Here is a 19,107-nt window from a genome sequence, read left to right on the forward strand (position 1 = left end):
TAGCGGAGATTGAATAAAGAGTAATTAACAAATGGAAGATAAAAGCAATATGAAAGATGCAACTCAAAAGCACCCCCTTCAGGGGGCGGGGGGGGCGTCGCCGCGTATCATCATAAGCGGTGGCGGAACAGGAGGACACATCTTCCCGGCTATCTCTATTGCCAATGCTTTGAAAGCTATCGACCCCAACACCGAGATTCTTTTTGTGGGGGCCAATGGCCGCATGGAAATGGAAAAAGTACCGACGGCGGGTTACAAAATTATCGGTCTGGATATCCAGGGCATTCAGCGTGGTTCTATTGTGAAAAACCTGATGTTCCCGGTTAAGCTGGTTAAAAGCGTGCTTAAGGCTATCCAGATTATTAAAGATTTTAAGCCCGATGCTGCGGTGGGTGTAGGAGGCTATGCCTCTGGGCCGTTGTTGTATGCGGCGTCGTTAAAAAATATACCATACCTCATACAGGAGCAAAACTCGTATGCGGGTATTACTAATAAATGGTTGGGCAAGCATGCCAAAAAGATCTGTGTAGCCTTTGATGGTATGGATAAGTTTTTTCCTGCCGATAAGATCATTAAAACCGGTAACCCAATCCGTAAGGATGCGGTGAATGTTAATGGTAAACACAATCAGGCTTTGGAGTTATTTAGTCTCTCGGCCTTTAAAAAAACTATACTGATTACAGGTGGAAGCCTTGGTGCGCGCACGCTAAACAACAGTATCATGAATGGGATTGATAAGCTGCTGGCTGCCGATGTACAGGTGATATGGCAAACCGGTAAGTTTTACTATAAAGGGATCATTGAAAAGTTTGGTGCGGATTATCACCCCAACTTACAGATCAGGGAGTTTTTAACACGAATGGACCTGGCTTACGCAGCTGCCGATATCATTATATCACGTGCTGGTGCAGGAACAATAGCCGAGTTATGTGTGATCAAAAAGCCGGTGATATTGGTGCCTTCGCCAAATGTGGCCGAAGATCATCAAACAAAAAACGCGATGGCTTTAGTAGAAGAGAATGCCGCCGTTTTTGTGGCTGATAGCGAAGCTGAGGCAAAACTGGTTGACAGGGCGCTGGAATTATTGGAAGACCGTGAACTGCAAAAAAAATTGAGCAATAACATCGCGCAGATGGCTATGCCAAATGCCGATGAAACTATAGCAAAGGAACTTATCCAAATTATAAGTAACAATTAAAATGATGGTCCTCCTCTTGCAAGGGAGGAGGGCCTTTTTTAAACAAAGGGAAAATGGAACTGCACGATATAAAAAGGGTTTACCTCATTGGCATAGGCGGCATCGGTATGAGCGGCCTGGCACGCTATTTCCATCATTTGGGTTGCATTGTTTGCGGATATGATAAAACAGAAACTGAGTTAACAAACCAGTTGCACAACGAGGGTATCCAGATAGTTTTTGAAGATCAGGCGGAATATATCCCCATGAGCTTCCAGAAACCATGTAACGATACGCTGATCATTTATACTCCGGCGGTTCCTAAAGATTCGCACATTGTTAACTACTTTAAAAATCACGGGTTTGAATTGTTCAAACGTTCGCAGGTTTTAGGGTTGATCAGTAAAAGCTCTTATACTATCGCCGTTGCCGGTACGCATGGTAAAACCACTACCTCAACAATGGTGGCGCATTTACTGAAAGCATCGGGTAATGATTGCTCGGCGTTTTTGGGTGGCATTTCATCAAACTACCAAACCAATGTGCTGTATGGCAGCAACAATGTAATGGTGGTTGAGGCCGATGAGTATGATCGGTCGTTTTTAACGCTGTATCCTGATGTGGCTATTATCACATCGATGGATGCCGACCATTTGGATATTTATGGTGATCACGCGCACTTAACCGAATCGTTCAAATTGTTCGCTTCGCAGATAAAACCGGGCGGTACACTGGTGCATAAAAATGGCTTGCCTTTGGATGCTGGTTATACCTACGCTTTTGAAGATGAAACCGCCGATGCACATGCATCGAATGTTCGCATTATTGACGGCGACTTTTACTTTGATTATAACAGCGCCGCGGTAAACATTACTGATATCAGGATGGGTATTGCCGGTACGCATAATATCGAAAACGCGGTTGCAGCTATCGAGGCTGTGCTGAAACTGGATATCGCCCCGGCAGATATTAGAGTGGCACTGGCATCATTTAAAGGGGTTAAACGCAGGTTTGAGTATATAGTTAAGACGCCGAAGCATATTTATATAGATGATTACGCGCATCACCCTGAAGAATTAAGGGCTTGCATATCGTCTATAAAAAGGTTGTATCCGGCTAAAAAATTAACAGCCATATTTCAGCCGCATCTGTACACCCGCACCCGCGATTTTGCCGATGGCTTTGCCGAAGTGTTGGACATGGTTGATGAACTGATACTGCTGGACATTTACCCGGCGCGCGAACTGCCTATTGAAGGTGTTAACTCGCAAATGCTGCTTAACCGCATGCATTTATCGAACAAAAAAATATTAAGCAAAGAGGCCGCGGTAGCTGCAATAGCTTCCGAAAAGCCAGAACTGTTATTAACTGTAGGTGCCGGTGATATTGATACACTGGTTAGCCCATTAAAACAAGTACTGATCAATGAATAAAAAACTCATTTGGAAGCGCCTGCTGATAGGTTGTGCCTGGGTAATATGCCTGGGTGGCCTTGTGGTGCTGATGGGTTTTATTGAAACAAAAAAAGCGGCTGTAGTTTGTACGGCTGTAAATGTGAGTATTCCCGGCGGTCAGTATTTTATTGATAAGCAGGAGGTAGATCACATTATTGAAGCCGAAGGCAGATCATTAGTGGGCAGGCGGATAGAGAATATTGATATCCAGGGATTGGAAGATAAACTTAAAGCTAACCCGTTCATTGAGTTTGCCAAGGTTTATGCCGAAATGGATGGTGTTTTACAGGTAGAGGTTAGTCAGCGCCAGCCCATCCTGCGCATCATGAACCATTATGATATGGATTTTTATGTTGATCAGCATGGGTTAAAAATTCCGCTATCGCAAAACTTTACCGCAAGGGTATTGGTGGCCAATGGATTTATCGAAGAGTTGTTTACCAACCGGGTTGATTCGTTGCATACAAGGTTGGCGAAAGATCTGTTTAAAACGGCAGATTATATCCGTAAGGATTCGCTATGGGACGCGCAGATAGCGCAGATGTATGTAAACGCCAACCGCGAGATCGAATTGATCCCAAGGGTAGGTAACCAAAGGATCTTGATTGGTAACGCGGATTCGCTCGGCACAAAGCTGAATAACCTGCAAGCCTTTTACAAACAGGTATTGCCACGAGTTGGCTGGGATACCTACAGGATAATAAATGTAAAATATACCAACCAGGTAATTGGTATAAAAAATGAAAATATAAAAGCAGATTCGGTAAAGGCTGCAAATGCCGCCAAACAGGATTCGCTTAAAACGAAAAGGGATTCATCTCAAATTAAATTGTAATATGGACAAAAGCTCGACTCAGGAAAAAAGTTCGCCAATTGTAGTAGGATTGGACATCGGGACTACCAAGATATGCGCCATTGTAGGGCGTAGGAGCAGGAACGGGAAAATTGAGGTATTAGGAATTGGCAAAGCCGAATCTGCGGGTGTAACGCGCGGTGTGGTTTCAAATATAGATAAAACAGTACAGGGCATTTTACAGTCGGTTGATATCGCGGGTTCGCAATCAAATGTAGAGGTGAGGGTGGTTAACGTTGGTATTGCAGGTCAGCATATTAAAAGCCTGCAGCACCGCGGTTTAATAACCCGCAGGGATTTGCAATCGGAGATCAGCCGTAAGGATATCGATAAGCTGATTGAGGATATGTACAACCTGGTGATGCCTCCGGGCGAGGAGATTATTCACGTATTGCCGCAAGAATTTACTGTGGATAACGAGCCCGGTATTAAAGACCCTATAGGTATGGCCGGTGTTAGGTTGGAAGCTAACTTCCATATCATATCGGGCCAGGTAACGGCTATCAAAAACATTGTAAAATGTGTTAACAAAGCCAGTCTGGAAAGCCAAGAACTGATATTGGAGCCATTAGCATCTTCAGAATCGGTATTGAGCGAAGAAGAAAAAGAAGCCGGTGTGGTTTTGGTGGATATTGGTGGTGGTACTACCGATGTGGCCATCTTCCACGAAGGTATTATCCGTCATACAGCGGTTATCCCATTCGGTGGTAACAGCGTAACCGAAGATATCCGCGAAGGTTGTTCTGTAATGCGCAACATTGCCGAGCAATTGAAAGTAAGGTTTGGATCGGCCTTGGCTGATGAGAACAAAGAGAACGAGATTGTTTGCGTACCGGGATTACGTGGTCGCGAACCGAAAGAGATCTCGGTTAAAAACCTGGCTTATGTTATTCAGGCCCGTATGGAAGAAATTGTAGAGCATGTTTACTACGAGATCAAATCATCAGGCTACGAGAAAAAACTGATAGCAGGTATTGTGATAACAGGCGGTGGTGCACAGTTGAAACACCTGCGCCAGTTGGTTGAGTTTGTTACCGGTTTAGATTGCCGCGTAGGTTACCCTACCGAGCATTTGGCCAAAAACGAAGTACTGCCAAAAGGAACATACGAAGAATTACAAAGCCCAACTTTTGCTACCGGTATTGGTTTGCTGATAAAAGGTATCCAGAAAATGGAATACATGAACGAAGCGATCCCGGCCGAAGTGAAAACGGCTAAGCCAAAATACGATGCTAAAAGCAAAGAAGGCGGTTTGTTAGACAGGCTGCTGAAAAAAAGCATCACATTTATTAAGGATGACATTAATGATGAGGACTTTCTGAAGTAATAATTATTCACAACAGATAAACTTTTGCACATTATTCACAAGTGTGGAAAAACACTGTTGAAAAAGTATTATTATTACGATGGTAAAATCTAATGTTGGTTGATTTACATATAGCTGAAAACGAAGATTATGCATTTTGAAATGTTAAAAGAAAAATCGTCTATCATCAAAGTAATTGGTGTTGGCGGTGGTGGTGGCAACGCGGTAAACCATATGTATAGGCAAGGAATTACCGGTGTTGATTTTATAATTTGCAACACCGATGCCCAGGCATTGGAGCTTAGCCCTATACCTAACAAGGTGCAATTAGGCGCAAGTTTAACCGAAGGAATGGGCGCAGGCTCGATACCCGAAGTTGGTAAAAATTCGGCTATTGAAAACATTGACGATATAAAACAAATGCTGGGCGTTAATACCAAAATGCTGTTCATTACAGCTGGTATGGGCGGTGGTACGGGTACAGGCGCAAGCCCTATCATTGCCAAAGCGGCCCGCGAAATGGATATATTAACGGTAGGTATCATTACCACGCCTTTCTCTTTTGAGGGTAAGCGTCGTAAAATGCAGGCCGATGCCGGTTTGGAAGAACTACGCAAATACGTGGATTCATTCCTGGTGATCTCGAACGACAGGCTACGCCAGATCTTCGGTAACCTTACCATGAGTTCGGCATTTGCACAGGCCGATAATATTTTGACCACGGCTGCCAAAGGCATTGCCGAGATCATTACGTTACCGGGCTATATCAACGTGGATTTTAAAGATGTGCGCACCGTAATGAAAGATAGCGGTGTATCTATCATGGGCAGCTTCAGCGCCGATGGTGAAACCCGCGCCTTGAAGGCCGTGGAAGGTGCCTTAGCATCACCATTGTTGAAAGATAACGAGATTGAAGGTGCACGTTATATATTATTGAACATCAGCTCGGGCCTTAAAGAGGTTACCATGGATGAGATCAGCGTAATTACTGATTACATCCAGGAAGAAGCCGGCTTAGCTGCCGACCTGATCTGGGGTAACTGTATCGACGAGAACCTTGGCGAGCAATTATCTGTAACGATTATCGCTACAGGCTTCCAAACTAAAGACGAGCGCGAAAAAGAAAACAGCAACAAAAAAATTGTTTCGATGCTGGTACCGGAAGAGCCGCAACAGGCAAAACCTGTTAACGAGTTCATCAAGCCGGTTAAAGCTAATGCCGTTGCCGAGCCTTATGCCAAAGCACCTAAAGAAGATGCCAAGCAAGGTGGTTTGTTTGATATGTTTGCCGGAAGCCGCCAGGAAGAACCTGCTGTAGTTAGGCATAGCCTGATGAACGAGGAGGAGCCTGAACTGGATAACGAACCGGACACAGCAGGTTTTACCTTTAAAATGAGCGAGCCTGTTAGCTACGAGCAGCCGCCTGTAAGGGAACAACCGCGCATGCCAGAGCCTGAACCAACACCGGTTCCTGCCCCTGCACCGCAAGCCATTGTTGGCGCTGACGATAACAAAACCAATGAATCGATAGAAGAGCAGTTGAAAAAATCGCGTGAGCGCATCATGAGGTTAAAAGACCTAAGCATGAAGCTCCGCACCGGCAACATCCAGGAATTGGAAAACGTACCGGCCTACAAACGTAAAGAGATAGCGCTGCAGGATACCCCGGCATCCGACGAAAGCCAGATCTCACGTTTTTCACTGATCCAGGATAACGAAGGTAACGTAGAGATCAGGAATAACAACTCATACCTACACGGAAACGCAGATTAAGGAGAGAATCAGGACTTTAAGAGTCAAGAAATAAGATAAAAACCACAACAATTGAATGGGGGATCAACATGGAGTTAAATCTAAAAGTTGATCTCCCTTTTTTGTTATTGCGGTGATGGTAGTTGAAATAAAGAAAGATGTCATTTCGATAGAGCAAAGGGTAGGATGGAGCGCTGGGGCGAAAGAGAAATCTTGTACGAGCGAAAAGCATATTTGCAAGGCCGTTAAGCATGGCGTACAAGATTTCTCCTCACACCCACTCACATTCCCACCCAGTTCGTCGAAATGACAGTCGTTTTATATTTACAGGCATAGAGCATTTTTTTCTTGCTTCTTTCCTCTTGATTTCCTGCCTCTATTCTCCTTAAGTTATAACCTATTCTAAAAAGTTATAGCTATTGTTTAAACCTGTTTTAACGGCTATATTTGCATTTAATTTATAAAAGCAACTCGTTTTGGATTTATTTGATAAAATAACGAAAAGTCTGGGTGGGCCGATAGGGCAGCATCAGAAGTGGTCGCATGGTTATTTTTCTTTCCCTAAGCTGGAGGGCGAAATTGGTCCTCATATGCAGTTTAATGGTAAAGAGCATTTGGTTTGGAGCCTGAACAACTATCTTGGTTTGGCTAACCATCCCGAAGTGAGGGAGGCTGACGCTAAAGCCGCTGCCGATTATGGTATGGCTTACCCAATGGGTGCAAGGATGATGTCGGGAAATTCGATCCATCACGAAGAATTAGAAAACGGCCTGGCCAATTTTGTTGGCAAGCAATCGGCCTTTTTGCTTAACTATGGTTACCAGGGCATGGTATCTATCATCGATGCACTGGTTGACAGGAACGATGTTATCGTATATGATGCCGAATCGCACGCCTGTATTATAGATGGCGTACGTTTACATATGGGTAAACGCTTTGTTTACCAACATAATGATATTGAAAGCTGCGAAAAACAGCTCGAACGTGCAACCCGCTTAACCGAGCAAACCGGTGGCGGAATCCTGTTAATTACCGAAGGTGTTTTCGGTATGTCGGGCGCACAAGGCAAACTGAAAGAAGTTGCCGAACTTAAAAAGAAATTCAACTTCCGTTTATTAGTTGATGACGCGCATGGTTTTGGTACCATGGGTAAAACCGGTGCCGGTACGCACGAAGAACAGGATTGTTTGAATGAGGTAGATGTGTACTTCGCAACCTTCGCCAAATCGATGGCTGGCATTGGCGCTTTCGTAGCTGCCGATCAGGATATCATCAATTACCTGCGCTATAATATGCGTTCGCAAACATTTGCCAAAGCATTGCCTATGCCAATGGTATTAGGTTTGAAAAAGCGTTTCGAAATGCTGAAAACCCAGCCCGAGCTTCGCGAAAAACTATGGTTGATAGCTAATGCGCTACAATCAGGTTTGAGAGAGCGTGGTTTTGACCTCGGAGCATCTAACACCATGGTTACCCCGGTATTTTTAAAAGGCGACCTGTTTGAAGCAACTGCCTTAACCCGCGATCTTCGTGAAAATTACGGTGTATTCTGCTCGATAGTGGTTTATCCGGTAATCCCTAAAGGATTAATTGTATTAAGGTTGATCCCAACAGCATCACACAGCCTGGAAGATGTACAGCGCACGCTTGACGCTTACAGCGCGATAGGCGAGAAGCTGAAAGCCGGTTATTATAAAGAGAATAAACTGGAGATCGCTTAATTGTAGACCGTTTTAAAATATCTAAAGCCTCAAAGAAATTTGGGGCTTTTTTTTGCCCCTCCTCCAATTATCTTACTACCGCGGGTTTAGCGATAGCGTAATCCGTGGGAATAACCGGTTAAGTCTCTGACTTAACCCCAATGAACCAACATGCCACCGAGTTAGCCATAGCTTAGTTATGACGGATAACTCATCTAATCTGGTGTTGCTTTTGTGGCTTAAGTCGGAGACTTAAGTACTTTTACACCACGGGTTACGCTATCGCTAAACCCGCGGCAGATTCCCGCCGTTGTTGGTGTTGTCACCAACAACTGTTAGAACCCTCGCGTATTTCATGATGCGATATTCAAAAGCATGGCGTAGAGTTGTTGGTGACAACACCAACAACAGCTAAAGGATAGATACCAAAATCTTGATAAATCGTTTTCTAAATTATTTTAGCAAGCTTTTTTGTATAACTGAAACCCTTTTCTATTTTTACGGCTACCATTACAAAACCATGAAACTAACCAGACGAAATTTTATAAAAATGAACAGCGTGGCAGCAGCCGGCATTGGTTTGGGTATCACACCTGCATTTGCTTCTTTAGCGGCTCCGGCTTTCGAAAGTCAGCGCCCAAAACTGGCCGACCGTAAGTTTACCAGCAAAGCTGTTGAAGCTATTATCAAAAAAGTTAAAGCCGATATTAAAGATCCTGAATTGGCCTGGCTTTTTGAAAACTGCTATCCCAATACTTTAGATACCACGGTAAACTATTCTGAAAAGGATGGTAAACCAGATACCTTCGTGATCACCGGCGATATCAACGCCATGTGGATGCGCGATTCATCGGCACAGGTTTGGCCGTACTTGCCATTGATCAAAAACGATCCGGCATTGAAAAAACTGATCCAGGGTGTATTGAGTCGCCAGGCCAAATGCGTGATCATTGATCCTTATGCCAATGCCTTCAACGCAGGCCCAACAGGCAGCGAATGGGATAGCGACCGTACCAATATGAAGCCTGAGCTTCACGAACGCAAATGGGAGATTGATTCGCTTTGCTACCCGGTAAGGTTGGCTTACAACTACTGGAAAATAAGCGGTGATAGCAGTTTCTTTGATGATAACTGGCAAAAAGCCGGTAAGATCATCCTGGCTACATTTAAAGAGCAACAACGTAAAGAGGGTAAAGGCCTATACTTTTTCCAACGCAAAACAGAAACTGCCAGCGATACTGCACCTAACAAAGGTTATGGCAACCCGGTAAAACCAGTTGGTTTGATCTGCTCTATTTTCCGTCCGTCGGATGATGCTACTATTTATCCGTTCCTGATCCCGTCAAACTATTTCGCGGTAGCCAGCTTAAACCAAATGGCCGAAATGTACAGCACCATCGGTCATGATAATGCCACTGCCGATGCTTGCAAAGCTTTAGCCACCGAGGTTCAGGCTGCACTTAGGCAATACGCGGTAGGTAATCATCCGCAATTTGGCAATGTGATCCCCTTTGAAGTTGATGGCTATGGTAACCAGTTATTTATGGACGATTCGAACGTGCCGAGCTTGTTGGCATTGCCTTACCTTGATTCGGTAAAAGTTGATGATCCGCTGTATCAAAGCACTCGTAAATTTGTATTGAGCGATAGCAATCCATACTACTTTAAAGGCACAGCTGCCGAGGGTATTGGCGGTCCGCACGTGGGTATTGGCTACATCTGGCCAATGGCTATCATTATGCGCGGTATCACATCTACAGATAAAGCAGAGATTGTTCAGTGCTTAAAATGGTTGAAAGGGACTCACGCTGGCACAGGTTTTATGCACGAATCGTTCAATAAAGACGATGCAAAGGACTTTACCCGTAAATGGTTTGCCTGGGCTAACACTTTATTTGGCGAATTGATCCTGAAAGTGCACGAACACTACCCGGATATCCTGCAACAAACTTTTTAAACCTACCAGATATAACAATATCTGTAAGTATTTAAAATAGGGGCATAATAGCCTTAAGGCCTATATAAATATTATTTATATAGGCCTTATTTTTGATATTGAAATTATGAATAAAGCTTATTGTGAAATATGTGTTTGTTTTAAACTTTTTAATAAAAAATAAGCAACGGTTAATAATCTCAAAACGCTGAAAATGTGGAAAAAAACCATCGCTGAGGCCGTATTTTTAGCGTTCAAAAATTTTTAATTCGCAAAAAACATTTTAGATTAGCTTAAATTAAAACAATAAACCTCAAATTTTAAAAGGAGTAATTCAATGAAAAAATTTACTGAAGTAAAAGAGCTTGTAGCATCTTTAGAAGCCGACGCGGATAAATTCTACAACAAAGGAAACAGCGCTGCCGGTACACGTGTACGTAAAGGCATGCAGGATCTTAAAAACCTTGCTCAGGCTATCCGCCTTGAAGTTCAGGAAGCTAAGAATAAAGAAGCTTAGTAAGATTTTTTATCATCTTATTCCAAATAAAAAACCCGATCCATGGATCGGGTTTTTTATTTATATCGAAGTCTTAACTGCTTTTTACCATCACGTTATTGCGAGGTACGAAGCAATCCCCGATTAGCAGGTTCGCCCTGTATAGTTCGCGATTGCTTCGTGCCTCGTAATGACGAGTGGGGTATAATTTATGCCTTCACTGCAACCGGAGCCAAATGCTTCAACTCCTCAGCAATAGCATTAACAGTTTTTTCACTAACCTGTACCAATGGCAATCTAACAGTATCACCGCAAACGCCTAATTGCTTCAAGGCGGTTTTAACACCGGCCGGGCTGCCTTCGGCAAACATTAAACGGGTAAACTCTATCAGGTCGAAATGGGCCGCGTGCGCAGCTTTATAGTCTCCATTTAAAAGCAACCTCACCATATCAGATAACTGGCGCGGCAAAGCGTTGCCAATAACCGAGATCACGCCAACACCGCCTAAAGCCATCATCGGTAAAGTAACCGGATCATCGCCCGAGATAAACAGAAAATCCTCTGGCTTGTCGCGCATCAACTGGTTAAACAGATCGAAATTGCCCGAAGCTTCTTTAATACCTATTATGTTTTTAAACTCTTTAGCTAGGCGTACAGTAGTCTCCGCACTCACAGTGCTGCCGGTACGGCTTGGTACGTTATATAAAATAATAGGCAGCTTAGCGTTTTGCGCTATTGCTTTATAGTGCTGATAAATACCTTCCTGGGTAGGTTTGTTATAATGAGGACTTGCCGAAAGTATGGCATCATAGCCATCAATATTAAAAGCTTTTACCTGCTCAACAACTTCATGAGTATTATTACCGCCAATACCAGCTACCAGGCCAACGCGCTTATTTACCACCTCGGCAGTGAAAGTAAAAACCTGCTTTCGTTCAGCCTCGCTCAATGTGGCACTTTCGCCGGTTGTACCTAATGATACGAGGTATTCCACCCCGCCATCAATTAAATGTTCAATCAGGTTTTGCAACCCGTCGTAGTCAACCTGACCATCCGCATGAAAAGGGGTTACCATAGCTACCCCTGTTCCGTAAAATATATTCATGAGTAAAATTAAAAGGATGCTAATATAGTGATTAGAGATTACAGATTGGTGGTTAGGCAGTTGTTTATTTTTTGAAAAAGTGCCTTGGTTGGGTTTAAAGTTAGATTTTGGGGTAGAATGGGCTGTGTTCTGTTGAGAAGCTAACGAATGCTGATTATTTTAAGTGCACTAAAAATTGCATAACTTGCACTATGAAAAAATTATCTATTGTTGATCAACTGTTAGTAGGTATCGACAATATTCATGAATTGGGTCGTCAACGTGCATTTGAATTAGGTAATCCTTTTTATGCGAAATATGAGGGTAATGGTGATTATTACACCAAAGAATTGCCTTCGGGAGAGCGATATCTGGTTAAAGTGGAGATAGTGACAGATCAAGACGAGTTTCCTATCGAAATTAAGGATACAATAATAGAGCGTCTTTCTTAGGCAAATGAATAAACCTCAACTGATATTTATTGCCGGATGCAATGCAGCAGGAAAATCAAGTTTTATTCGTACCAGAATTAGCGGACTTAATGACTTTGAAATCATCATGACTGACGTTTATAAATGGCGAGTAAAAGAGGTTTTTAAGAATGCGGTAAAGAATAGACGGAATATTATCCTTGAAACTGTATTTAATGATAGTAGTTTTAAAGACTTGGTTGATCATGCACATAATGAGGGATATGTCTCATCGCTGATCGCGCTATTTTTAGATAATCCTCAACATTCCATAGAAAGAGTGGCTTTTAGAACCGTTGAACAAAGCGGATTAATGATCAGTAACGGCAATATTCGAATTAATTTTAACGAGAGTTTTAAAAATATTGCTACTTACTTTTTCTATTTTGATAGAACTGACTTTATCTATACCGGTGTAACCGGAAAGAATACAAAAATTATGAGTTTTGAAAAATCTGTGCTCACTTATTATAGAGCCACAGGCTTACTTTATCCTCAAAAGATCGCTCAATATGCCTATCAAAATCAAAGAATGAATAAGGATGCTTTTGATTTAATAACTGCTAATATAGATTTTGAAAGGTCGTTATAAGAAATCAATCACGAAGCTATATCACCCCAAACAACGATCCTCCCTTTTCTCCCAGCTTATCCACCATTCTTTCAACCTCCGGCACACGCTCCAAAACAGGGGCGTGATGCGGCTTGATCCTCGCGTCAATAATCAACGTACCGGTGCAGCCCCAATGTTTATGCTCTGTAAAACTACCCACGCCATAAATATCGTGCGATGGATTGCTTCTCGTAAAAGTTATCCAAACAAAATTATTAATGCTCGCCGCGGCAAATTCAGAATCATCACATAAAACGATCAATGGTAATCCGTTAAGGTTTTCATCTTGCAGCGCGTACTCTATAATGCTGATAATGTTATGGATATCTTTATAGTTAACATGCTTTGGCACTTCAACCATCAGTACGCCGGCCATGGCCATTTTGTATCCACTGATAGGGCGAGGGAGGTTGAACCAATCGGGTAGTTCGTTCCATAGTTCACGTTTAATATAGCCAGCTACAGTGAAGGCTACTTTACTACCCGAGTTGAGGCCTTCGCCGCTGTAATCGAGCGTATCGATGGTGGTGTTGGTATGGAAATGCAGGTCGCGTGTTAAATCGATCCTCTGCAGGATGTGTTTAAGGAACCCGCCGATATCATTTACATTCAATTTCGGATCATCTTCCTGTGCAGCGATAAACAGGTATTTGGCCAGGCTCAGCTGCCCTTTGCCTAAAATATGGTTGGCAATGGTTACAATTTCCTGTGGCTTACGCTCTTTAAGGTATGGGGTATAACGCTCGCTGCCGATGGCAAAAAGCAATGGATGTACCCCGGCCGCATCAACCGCGTTCACCGCGTGCAAGCCGGGAATTTCTTTAGGAATAGCCGAGCCTGTAATTTCATGGATCAATGCCCCAAAGCTTGTATCCTCCTGCGGCGGGCGACCAACTACGGTAAACGACCACAGCGGATCTTTCCGATGGTACACATTATGCACTTTCATCAGCGGAAAAGGATGCACTAAACTGTAATAACCCAAATGATCACCAAATGGCCCTTCTGGTTTATTTTCATGAGGCATTACCATACCCGTGATCACAAAATCAGCATCAGCAGAAATACAGAAACCCTCATTGTCATAAAAGTAACGGAAGCGGCGATTGCCCAGTGCACCGGCAAAAGTCATCTCTGATAAACCCTCGGGCAGGGGCATCACGGCGGCAACCGGATGGGATGGAGGCCCACCCACAAAAATACTCACCTTTAATGGTTGCCCTTTGGCGTTAGCCTTGGTTTGGTGTACGCCAATACCACGGTGGATCTGGTAGTGCAGGCCTATCTCTTCGTTTAAAATATAATCGTTCCCCGCCAGCTGGATGCGGTACATGCCCAGATTGGCATTCATAATGCCCGGTTTATCGGCATCTTCAGTATAAACCTGTGGCATGGTAACAAAGGGGCCACCATCCATAGGCCAGTTAACGATCTGCGGAATATCACTGATATTACACTTACCGAATTTGATAGGCGCACCGCTACCGCTTTTCATTGGCAAAGCTGATAGCGCGGTTAAGCCCACGTTTGCATATTTGAAGGGGTTTTTAAAAGCCTTTATCGGGTCGTTCTTAATATCAACCAGCACTTTGATCTTCTCCAGCGTATCCCTAAAAATAAACTTCGACCTATCAAGCGTACCGAACAGGTTTGATATCGCCGGGAACTTACTGCCCTTCACATTTTCGAATAAAATGGCCGGGCCTTCATTTTCAAAAACACGTAAATGTATGGCTGCCATTTGCAGATAAGGATCAACTTCCTCTTTGATCCGTACAAGGTGGCCGTTTTTTTCGAGATCGGTAATGCAGGCTTGTAAACTTGAGTAACCCATGTGGCGAAATTAAGGTTTTTTGTTTTTGGGATTACACCGATTTTTAGATGATTACACCGATCTTTTCTGAACCGGGATTTGAAGTGATTTAGAGATGAACAGGATTTTGTGTATTAGTCTGTCTTCGCATGGTAATCCTTTAATCCTACAAATCATGGTTCAAACAAATAGCCCAATCCCCCTAATGATAAAATCCTTACTTTAGCCGCCGAATATTAATGGCTGGCATGTCGGTAACTGTACTAACGCTTATCATACTTATTGGGTCGTATTTGGCGGGCTTATTGGGCTCGTTAACCGGTTTAGGCGGCGGCGTGGTTATAATTCCCTTGCTTACTATATTGCTTGGTGTTGATATTCAGTATGCTATTGGCGCTTCGTTAATTTCGGTTATCGCTACCTCTTCCGGGTCGGCGGCGGCTTATGTAAAAGAAGGTATTACCAATATCAGGTTGGGCATGTTTTTGGAGATCGCTACAACAGCTGGTGCTATGGTTGGCGCATTGATAGCTGTTTATATCCCTACAAATTTTATCGCGATAATATTCGGCGTGATACTGATCCTATCAGCAGTGATGTCGTTGCGTAAAAAGGCGCAGCAAATTCACCAGGAAAAAAGCGAACTGGCCGAGAAGTTAAAGCTAAACGGAACTTTCCCAACGCCTGCAGGAGTAGTGAACTACAGCGTGCGAAATGTGGTTGGCGGCTTTTTCATGATGCTTTTTGCCGGGGTAATATCAGGTTTGCTGGGCATAGGCTCGGGAGCTTTGAAGGTTTTGGCCATGGATGGCATTATGCGCATCCCTTTTAAAGTATCAACCACTACCAGTAATTTTATGATAGGGGTAACAGCAGCTGCCAGCGCGGTGGTTTACCTGCAAAGGGGGTATATTGATCCCGGCCTTTCGATGCCGGTTGCCATAGGGGTGTTATTAGGTGCCTTAAGCGGCTCGAAAATATTGGTGCACACCTCGTCGTCCGGCTGGTTACGCTGGGTGTTTGCCGTGGTAGTTACGTTTTTAGCATCGCAAATGATATATAAAGGAATTACAGGGACGATTTAATTTGTCATTAGGTCATTGCGTCATTAGGTCATTTTGTATGGTGGAGATATGGGATTCTCACCAATTTGCTAAGCAAAAAAAATGTGCTAATGGCCGGCAAAAAAATGACTTAATGACCCAATGACTGGAACAAAATGACCAAAAAATTTAAAGATACCGATATGCAGGCCGTAATAGGCTGGATACTGCGCGCTGGGGTGTTGGTATCAATGAGCGTTATTTTTATTGGCGGGGTTATTTATATCTACCGGCACGGGCAAACTTATGTTGATTACAGCAAGTTTGTTGGCGTGCCCGATTTTGTGAGCAATCCTGCTGGTATTATTCATGGCATTATTACAGGGCGTGGTCGGGCTATTATACAGGCTGGCGTTATTTTATTGATAGCCACTCCGGTTGTTAGGGTTATATTTTCGGCCATAGGTTTTATTATGGAAAAAGACTACCTGTACACGGGTATCACCATCATAGTTTTACTCATCATTTTGTTCAGTATGCTTAGCGGGCACGCGGGATAATATTTTTTAAAACTTTTTTAGCTTTCATATATTATAAATATATGCAAAGACAAAAGGTTCAATCATCGGCTTTAAGTAGCGTTGGGTACAACCCCGAATCGCGCATCCTTGAGTTAGAGTTTAAAGAAAGCGGCGATGTGTGGGAATATTTTGGCGTTGCGCCGGTAACCTATAAACGTTTTATCGAATCCGAATCATTGGGCCATTTCTTTACAACCCGTATAAAGGGAAAATATCCCGAGCTTCAGGTTGCGTATGTTCATTTCCGTTAATTACCTGTACGCCTACGCTCGTCGTCATTGCCGGTATTACGCTTAGCAGCCGATTTTACGGTGCTTTTTCCAAACCTGTAGCTAAAGTTTAACCTTACAATACGGGTATCGCGCTTGCTGTTTTCACTCAGGTTTATGTTTTGATATATGGCGTAATTGCGTACCCTATCGGTATTAAAAATGTCCATTACGGTTAGCTTAAGCGTACCCAGCTTATTTAAAATTTGCCTGCTGATGCCTGCGTTCACCGTATAGCTCGATTTTAAATTGTTTACGCCATACAATGTAGGCGTTTCGTACCTGCCCAATATTTCGGCTGTAGTTTTTGCCGTGATATTGAACGTTTGGGTGGTGCTTAAAATGATATCCTGTTTTGCCCTGTTAAAATCCCCGTTTTCGGCATAGGCTTTATAACGCACATACATGGCATCAACGCTAAAGCCTGCGTTCCACCATTTGGTAAACTGCGCCGGTGCATAAAAGGATGCGCCGTAAACAAATATCTGCCCAAAGTTTTTACGGATGGTTATGTTAACCTTGGTGGTATCATTTTGCTGATATATCGGAAAGTCATAAGCATCATTAGTTACGCTGTAATACAGTTGGGTTGATATACTTTGATCGTACGTGTGCGACAACTGTATGGTATTGGTAAACTCGGGTTTAAGGTTGGGGTTACCTGCGCGGTAATCGTACAGATCGGTATAGTATAAAAATGGGTTGATATCCTCATACATAGGCCTATGGATGCCCCTGTTGTAACCCAAACCTATAGTGTTCTTCTTGTCCAGATCGTAGTTAACCTGTACTTGCGGAAATATATTGAAATAGCTGCGGGTATTGGTAAACGGTGTACTTTGATCTATGGCCCATGAATTTCCACTGGTATGAGTGTCTTCGGCCCGGATCCCTGCATTGATATCCCAAGCCCCAATTTTATTCAGATAATTGATATAGCCCGCAGTAATGGTTTCTTTATATAAAAAACGATTACTAAGCTCAGGATCGGCCTGGTAAACGTTATTTACTTTGGGGCCGAAAACGAGATCGTTATCGCTGTTTACGTGGCTGTACTTAGCACCTATCTCCAGTTTTGATGTTTTATTAAGCGGGTTAACATAGTCAATTTTAGATGTCCAGATATGGATCTTAGCAGGTGAAAGGTTTTCCAGATCAAGATCGTCTCGGTAGCTATCTCCCGATGGGGAAAGGAAACTGTTATTGATATATTCGTTAGAGTGGCGGTGGTTGCTCGAGTAATTAGCATCAACAGATAGGCTACGACCGTTAGTATCTAATTTAGCATTGTAGTTAACATTGTAATTCAGGTAACTGCTGCCCCTGTCAAGGTTTGAACGGGCATTCACCATCGAATCAAGCTTGCCCCGGTTTAAAATATCCAGGTTATTGTGTTTGGTAAAATCATCTTCCCGTACAATACCAAAAATTTGAAAGCCCAGTGTTTGTTTTGGGGTGATATTGTAATCTGCCCCTAACTTAAAATTATGGTTGCGGGTTGTTTGAATGTTGTTATAATCAACATTATAATTGCTTAGCACATCATCAAAAAGGATACTGCGACGGGTTTCGATGGTGCGGGCACTTTTATTGGCATCAAAGGTGTAATTGCCAAATATGTTGAGGTTTTTGGTGCGATGGTTAAAAACAATACCCACTGTACTTTTATAGTATTTGCCATATCCGGCCATAGCGGTAACGGTACCGTTGGTACCCAGGTTCTTCCCTTTTTTTAGGATGATATTGATAACACCGCCCCCAGATGCATCGTACTTGGCCGATGGACTGCTGATCACTTCTATCTGATCAATAGTGCTGCTTTGCATGCTTCTCAATACGCTTGCAAGGTCATCTCCGGTTAGGTTAGTCGGCCGTCCGTCTATCAGGATCATAGCCGGTTGTCGCCCGGTGACACTTAAGGTTTCGTTGCTGTTTACACGTACCCCCGGCGATTGACGTAGAATATCAAAAGCCGAATTGCCCTCGGCCAATACACTGTTTTGTATGCTTAAAGTTATTCTGCCAGGCTTAACATCAATAAAGGGTTTGCGGGCAACTATTTTAACCTCCTGTAATTGATGGTTGGATGGCTGCAAAATAATATCAGAAGTGGTTATTGTTTTATTTGCCTCCAGGTTATATGGACCCGAATAAATTTTAGTGTAGCCTATCTGGCTGGCCTGGATCAGGTAGCTGCCGGGCCTCAGATCTGTAAATTCAAACTGCCCCGTTGGGCTAACAAAGCCCGAACGTAGTATTGAAGTATCGGGGGTGCTAATTTTAAAGAGGATCACCGTAGCTGCTTCGGCAGGCTGTTTATTATCTAAAAAAACTTTTCCTTGTATTACAGGAGCTTTGGTTTGTGAAAAAGCCGCACAACACAATCCCATCAAGAACGCGAATAAAAAGCCCCTGGTTAAAAAGTTCATTAAATATTTAGATGTAGAGATGTGCTATAGTGTTCAGATTATAAAATGTAACGCCAATATATAACAATATATATAAAGTTATAGGTGCTTTATTGATATTTTAACGAAATATTATTTCCAGATGTTGCAA

At 43.1% G+C, this 19,107-nt stretch carries 16 protein-coding genes; 13 read left to right on the forward strand and 3 right to left on the reverse strand.

Features of this window, described 5'->3' with window-relative positions; translation table 11 throughout:
• Nucleotides 1-49 precede the first annotated feature (49 nt).
• The 8 genes from murG to AAFN85_RS10680 all read left to right on the forward strand — a co-directional run bounded on the left by murG (nt 50) and on the right by AAFN85_RS10680 (nt 10,695).
• Nucleotides 50-1,198, forward strand: a complete 1,149-nt coding sequence (gene murG / locus AAFN85_RS10645) for an undecaprenyldiphospho-muramoylpentapeptide beta-N-acetylglucosaminyltransferase (protein ID WP_347527640.1) — start codon at nt 50-52, stop codon at nt 1,196-1,198.
• A 53-nt stretch (nt 1,199-1,251) separates the two neighbouring features.
• Complete coding sequence (gene murC / locus AAFN85_RS10650; protein ID WP_347527209.1) at nt 1,252-2,610, forward strand: UDP-N-acetylmuramate--L-alanine ligase; 1,359 nt, start codon at nt 1,252-1,254, stop codon at nt 2,608-2,610.
• Entirely contained in the window at nt 2,603-3,466 is an 864-nt protein-coding gene (locus tag AAFN85_RS10655; RefSeq protein ID WP_347527210.1) for a cell division protein FtsQ, read from the forward strand. The genes murC and AAFN85_RS10655 overlap by 8 nt, the downstream gene beginning before the upstream one ends.
• A gap of 1 nt (nt 3,467) precedes the next feature.
• On the forward strand, nt 3,468-4,811 hold the full coding sequence (ftsA, locus tag AAFN85_RS10660) for a cell division protein FtsA (RefSeq protein ID WP_347527211.1): 1,344 nt from the start codon (nt 3,468-3,470) through the stop codon (nt 4,809-4,811).
• Between the two features lie 129 nt (nt 4,812-4,940).
• Nucleotides 4,941-6,563 carry a cell division protein FtsZ gene (gene ftsZ / locus AAFN85_RS10665; RefSeq protein WP_347527213.1) on the forward strand — a complete coding sequence of 541 codons (1,623 nt, stop codon included), beginning with the start codon at nt 4,941-4,943 and terminating at the stop codon, nt 6,561-6,563.
• Nucleotides 6,564-7,018: 455 nt separating this feature from the next.
• Nucleotides 7,019-8,263 carry an aminotransferase class I/II-fold pyridoxal phosphate-dependent enzyme gene (locus tag AAFN85_RS10670; RefSeq protein WP_347527214.1) on the forward strand — a complete coding sequence of 415 codons (1,245 nt, stop codon included), beginning with the start codon at nt 7,019-7,021 and terminating at the stop codon, nt 8,261-8,263.
• Nucleotides 8,264-8,762: 499 nt separating this feature from the next.
• Complete coding sequence (locus AAFN85_RS10675; protein WP_347527215.1) at nt 8,763-10,199, forward strand: glycoside hydrolase family 125 protein; 1,437 nt, start codon at nt 8,763-8,765, stop codon at nt 10,197-10,199.
• A gap of 316 nt (nt 10,200-10,515) precedes the next feature.
• Nucleotides 10,516-10,695 carry a histone H1-like protein gene (locus tag AAFN85_RS10680; protein WP_022830046.1) on the forward strand — a complete coding sequence of 60 codons (180 nt, stop codon included), beginning with the start codon at nt 10,516-10,518 and terminating at the stop codon, nt 10,693-10,695.
• Between the two features lie 188 nt (nt 10,696-10,883).
• Here the strand turns inward: AAFN85_RS10680 and dapA are convergent, their stop codons facing one another.
• Entirely contained in the window at nt 10,884-11,780 is an 897-nt protein-coding gene (dapA, locus tag AAFN85_RS10685) for a 4-hydroxy-tetrahydrodipicolinate synthase (RefSeq protein ID WP_347527217.1), read from the reverse strand.
• Nucleotides 11,781-11,971: 191 nt separating this feature from the next.
• On the opposite strand from dapA, the gene AAFN85_RS10690 reads away from it, so the two are divergent.
• Both AAFN85_RS10690 and AAFN85_RS10695 read left to right on the forward strand, forming a co-directional pair.
• Nucleotides 11,972-12,211, forward strand: a complete 240-nt coding sequence (locus tag AAFN85_RS10690) for a hypothetical protein (protein WP_347527218.1) — start codon at nt 11,972-11,974, stop codon at nt 12,209-12,211.
• 4 nt (nt 12,212-12,215) lie between these two features.
• Entirely contained in the window at nt 12,216-12,821 is a 606-nt protein-coding gene (locus tag AAFN85_RS10695; RefSeq protein WP_347527219.1) for a zeta toxin family protein, read from the forward strand.
• Nucleotides 12,822-12,837: 16 nt separating this feature from the next.
• On the opposite strand, the gene AAFN85_RS10700 is transcribed toward AAFN85_RS10695, so the two are convergent.
• A complete protein-coding gene (locus AAFN85_RS10700) occupies nt 12,838-14,676 on the reverse strand; it encodes a UbiD family decarboxylase (RefSeq protein WP_347527221.1) in 1,839 nt (612 codons plus the stop codon).
• Nucleotides 14,677-14,903: 227 nt separating this feature from the next.
• Here AAFN85_RS10700 and AAFN85_RS10705 point away from each other — a divergent pair, with 227 nt between their 5' ends.
• The 3 genes from AAFN85_RS10705 (at nt 14,904) to AAFN85_RS10715 (ending at nt 16,530) form a co-directional block, all read left to right on the forward strand.
• Nucleotides 14,904-15,740 (forward strand): sulfite exporter TauE/SafE family protein, encoded by an 837-nt coding sequence (locus AAFN85_RS10705; protein ID WP_347527222.1) that lies wholly within the window; start codon nt 14,904-14,906, stop codon nt 15,738-15,740.
• Nucleotides 15,741-15,874: 134 nt separating this feature from the next.
• The gene (locus AAFN85_RS10710; protein ID WP_347527224.1) at nt 15,875-16,258 is read left to right on the forward strand and encodes a DUF1634 domain-containing protein; all 384 of its coding nucleotides are present in this window, start codon (nt 15,875-15,877) and stop codon (nt 16,256-16,258) included.
• 41 nt (nt 16,259-16,299) lie between these two features.
• Complete coding sequence (locus AAFN85_RS10715) at nt 16,300-16,530, forward strand: KTSC domain-containing protein (RefSeq protein ID WP_347527226.1); 231 nt, start codon at nt 16,300-16,302, stop codon at nt 16,528-16,530.
• On the opposite strand, the gene AAFN85_RS10720 is transcribed toward AAFN85_RS10715, so the two are convergent.
• Entirely contained in the window at nt 16,527-18,977 is a 2,451-nt protein-coding gene (locus tag AAFN85_RS10720; protein WP_347527227.1) for a TonB dependent receptor, read from the reverse strand. The genes AAFN85_RS10715 and AAFN85_RS10720 overlap by 4 nt on opposite strands.
• Nucleotides 18,978-19,107 lie beyond the last annotated feature (130 nt).

The organism is Mucilaginibacter sp. CAU 1740, assembly GCF_039839285.1.
Taxonomy (GTDB): Bacteria; Bacteroidota; Bacteroidia; order Sphingobacteriales; family Sphingobacteriaceae; genus Mucilaginibacter.

Coding starts and splice junctions, on each gene's coding strand:
- murG (WP_347527640.1), top strand. CDS start 50: ATGAAAGATGCAACTCAAAAGCACCCCCTTCAGGGGGCGGGGGGGGCG.
- murC (WP_347527209.1), top strand. CDS start 1,252: ATGGAACTGCACGATATAAAAAGGGTTTACCTCATTGGCATAGGCGGC.
- AAFN85_RS10655 (WP_347527210.1), top strand. CDS start 2,603: ATGAATAAAAAACTCATTTGGAAGCGCCTGCTGATAGGTTGTGCCTGG.
- ftsA (WP_347527211.1), top strand. CDS start 3,468: ATGGACAAAAGCTCGACTCAGGAAAAAAGTTCGCCAATTGTAGTAGGA.
- ftsZ (WP_347527213.1), top strand. CDS start 4,941: ATGCATTTTGAAATGTTAAAAGAAAAATCGTCTATCATCAAAGTAATT.
- AAFN85_RS10675 (WP_347527215.1), top strand. CDS start 8,763: ATGAAACTAACCAGACGAAATTTTATAAAAATGAACAGCGTGGCAGCA.
- AAFN85_RS10680 (WP_022830046.1), top strand. CDS start 10,516: ATGAAAAAATTTACTGAAGTAAAAGAGCTTGTAGCATCTTTAGAAGCC.
- dapA (WP_347527217.1), bottom strand. CDS start 11,780: ATGAATATATTTTACGGAACAGGGGTAGCTATGGTAACCCCTTTTCAT.
- AAFN85_RS10690 (WP_347527218.1), top strand. CDS start 11,972: ATGAAAAAATTATCTATTGTTGATCAACTGTTAGTAGGTATCGACAAT.
- AAFN85_RS10695 (WP_347527219.1), top strand. CDS start 12,216: ATGAATAAACCTCAACTGATATTTATTGCCGGATGCAATGCAGCAGGA.
- AAFN85_RS10700 (WP_347527221.1), bottom strand. CDS start 14,676: ATGGGTTACTCAAGTTTACAAGCCTGCATTACCGATCTCGAAAAAAAC.
- AAFN85_RS10705 (WP_347527222.1), top strand. CDS start 14,904: ATGTCGGTAACTGTACTAACGCTTATCATACTTATTGGGTCGTATTTG.
- AAFN85_RS10710 (WP_347527224.1), top strand. CDS start 15,875: ATGACCAAAAAATTTAAAGATACCGATATGCAGGCCGTAATAGGCTGG.
- AAFN85_RS10715 (WP_347527226.1), top strand. CDS start 16,300: ATGCAAAGACAAAAGGTTCAATCATCGGCTTTAAGTAGCGTTGGGTAC.
- AAFN85_RS10720 (WP_347527227.1), bottom strand. CDS start 18,977: ATGAACTTTTTAACCAGGGGCTTTTTATTCGCGTTCTTGATGGGATTG.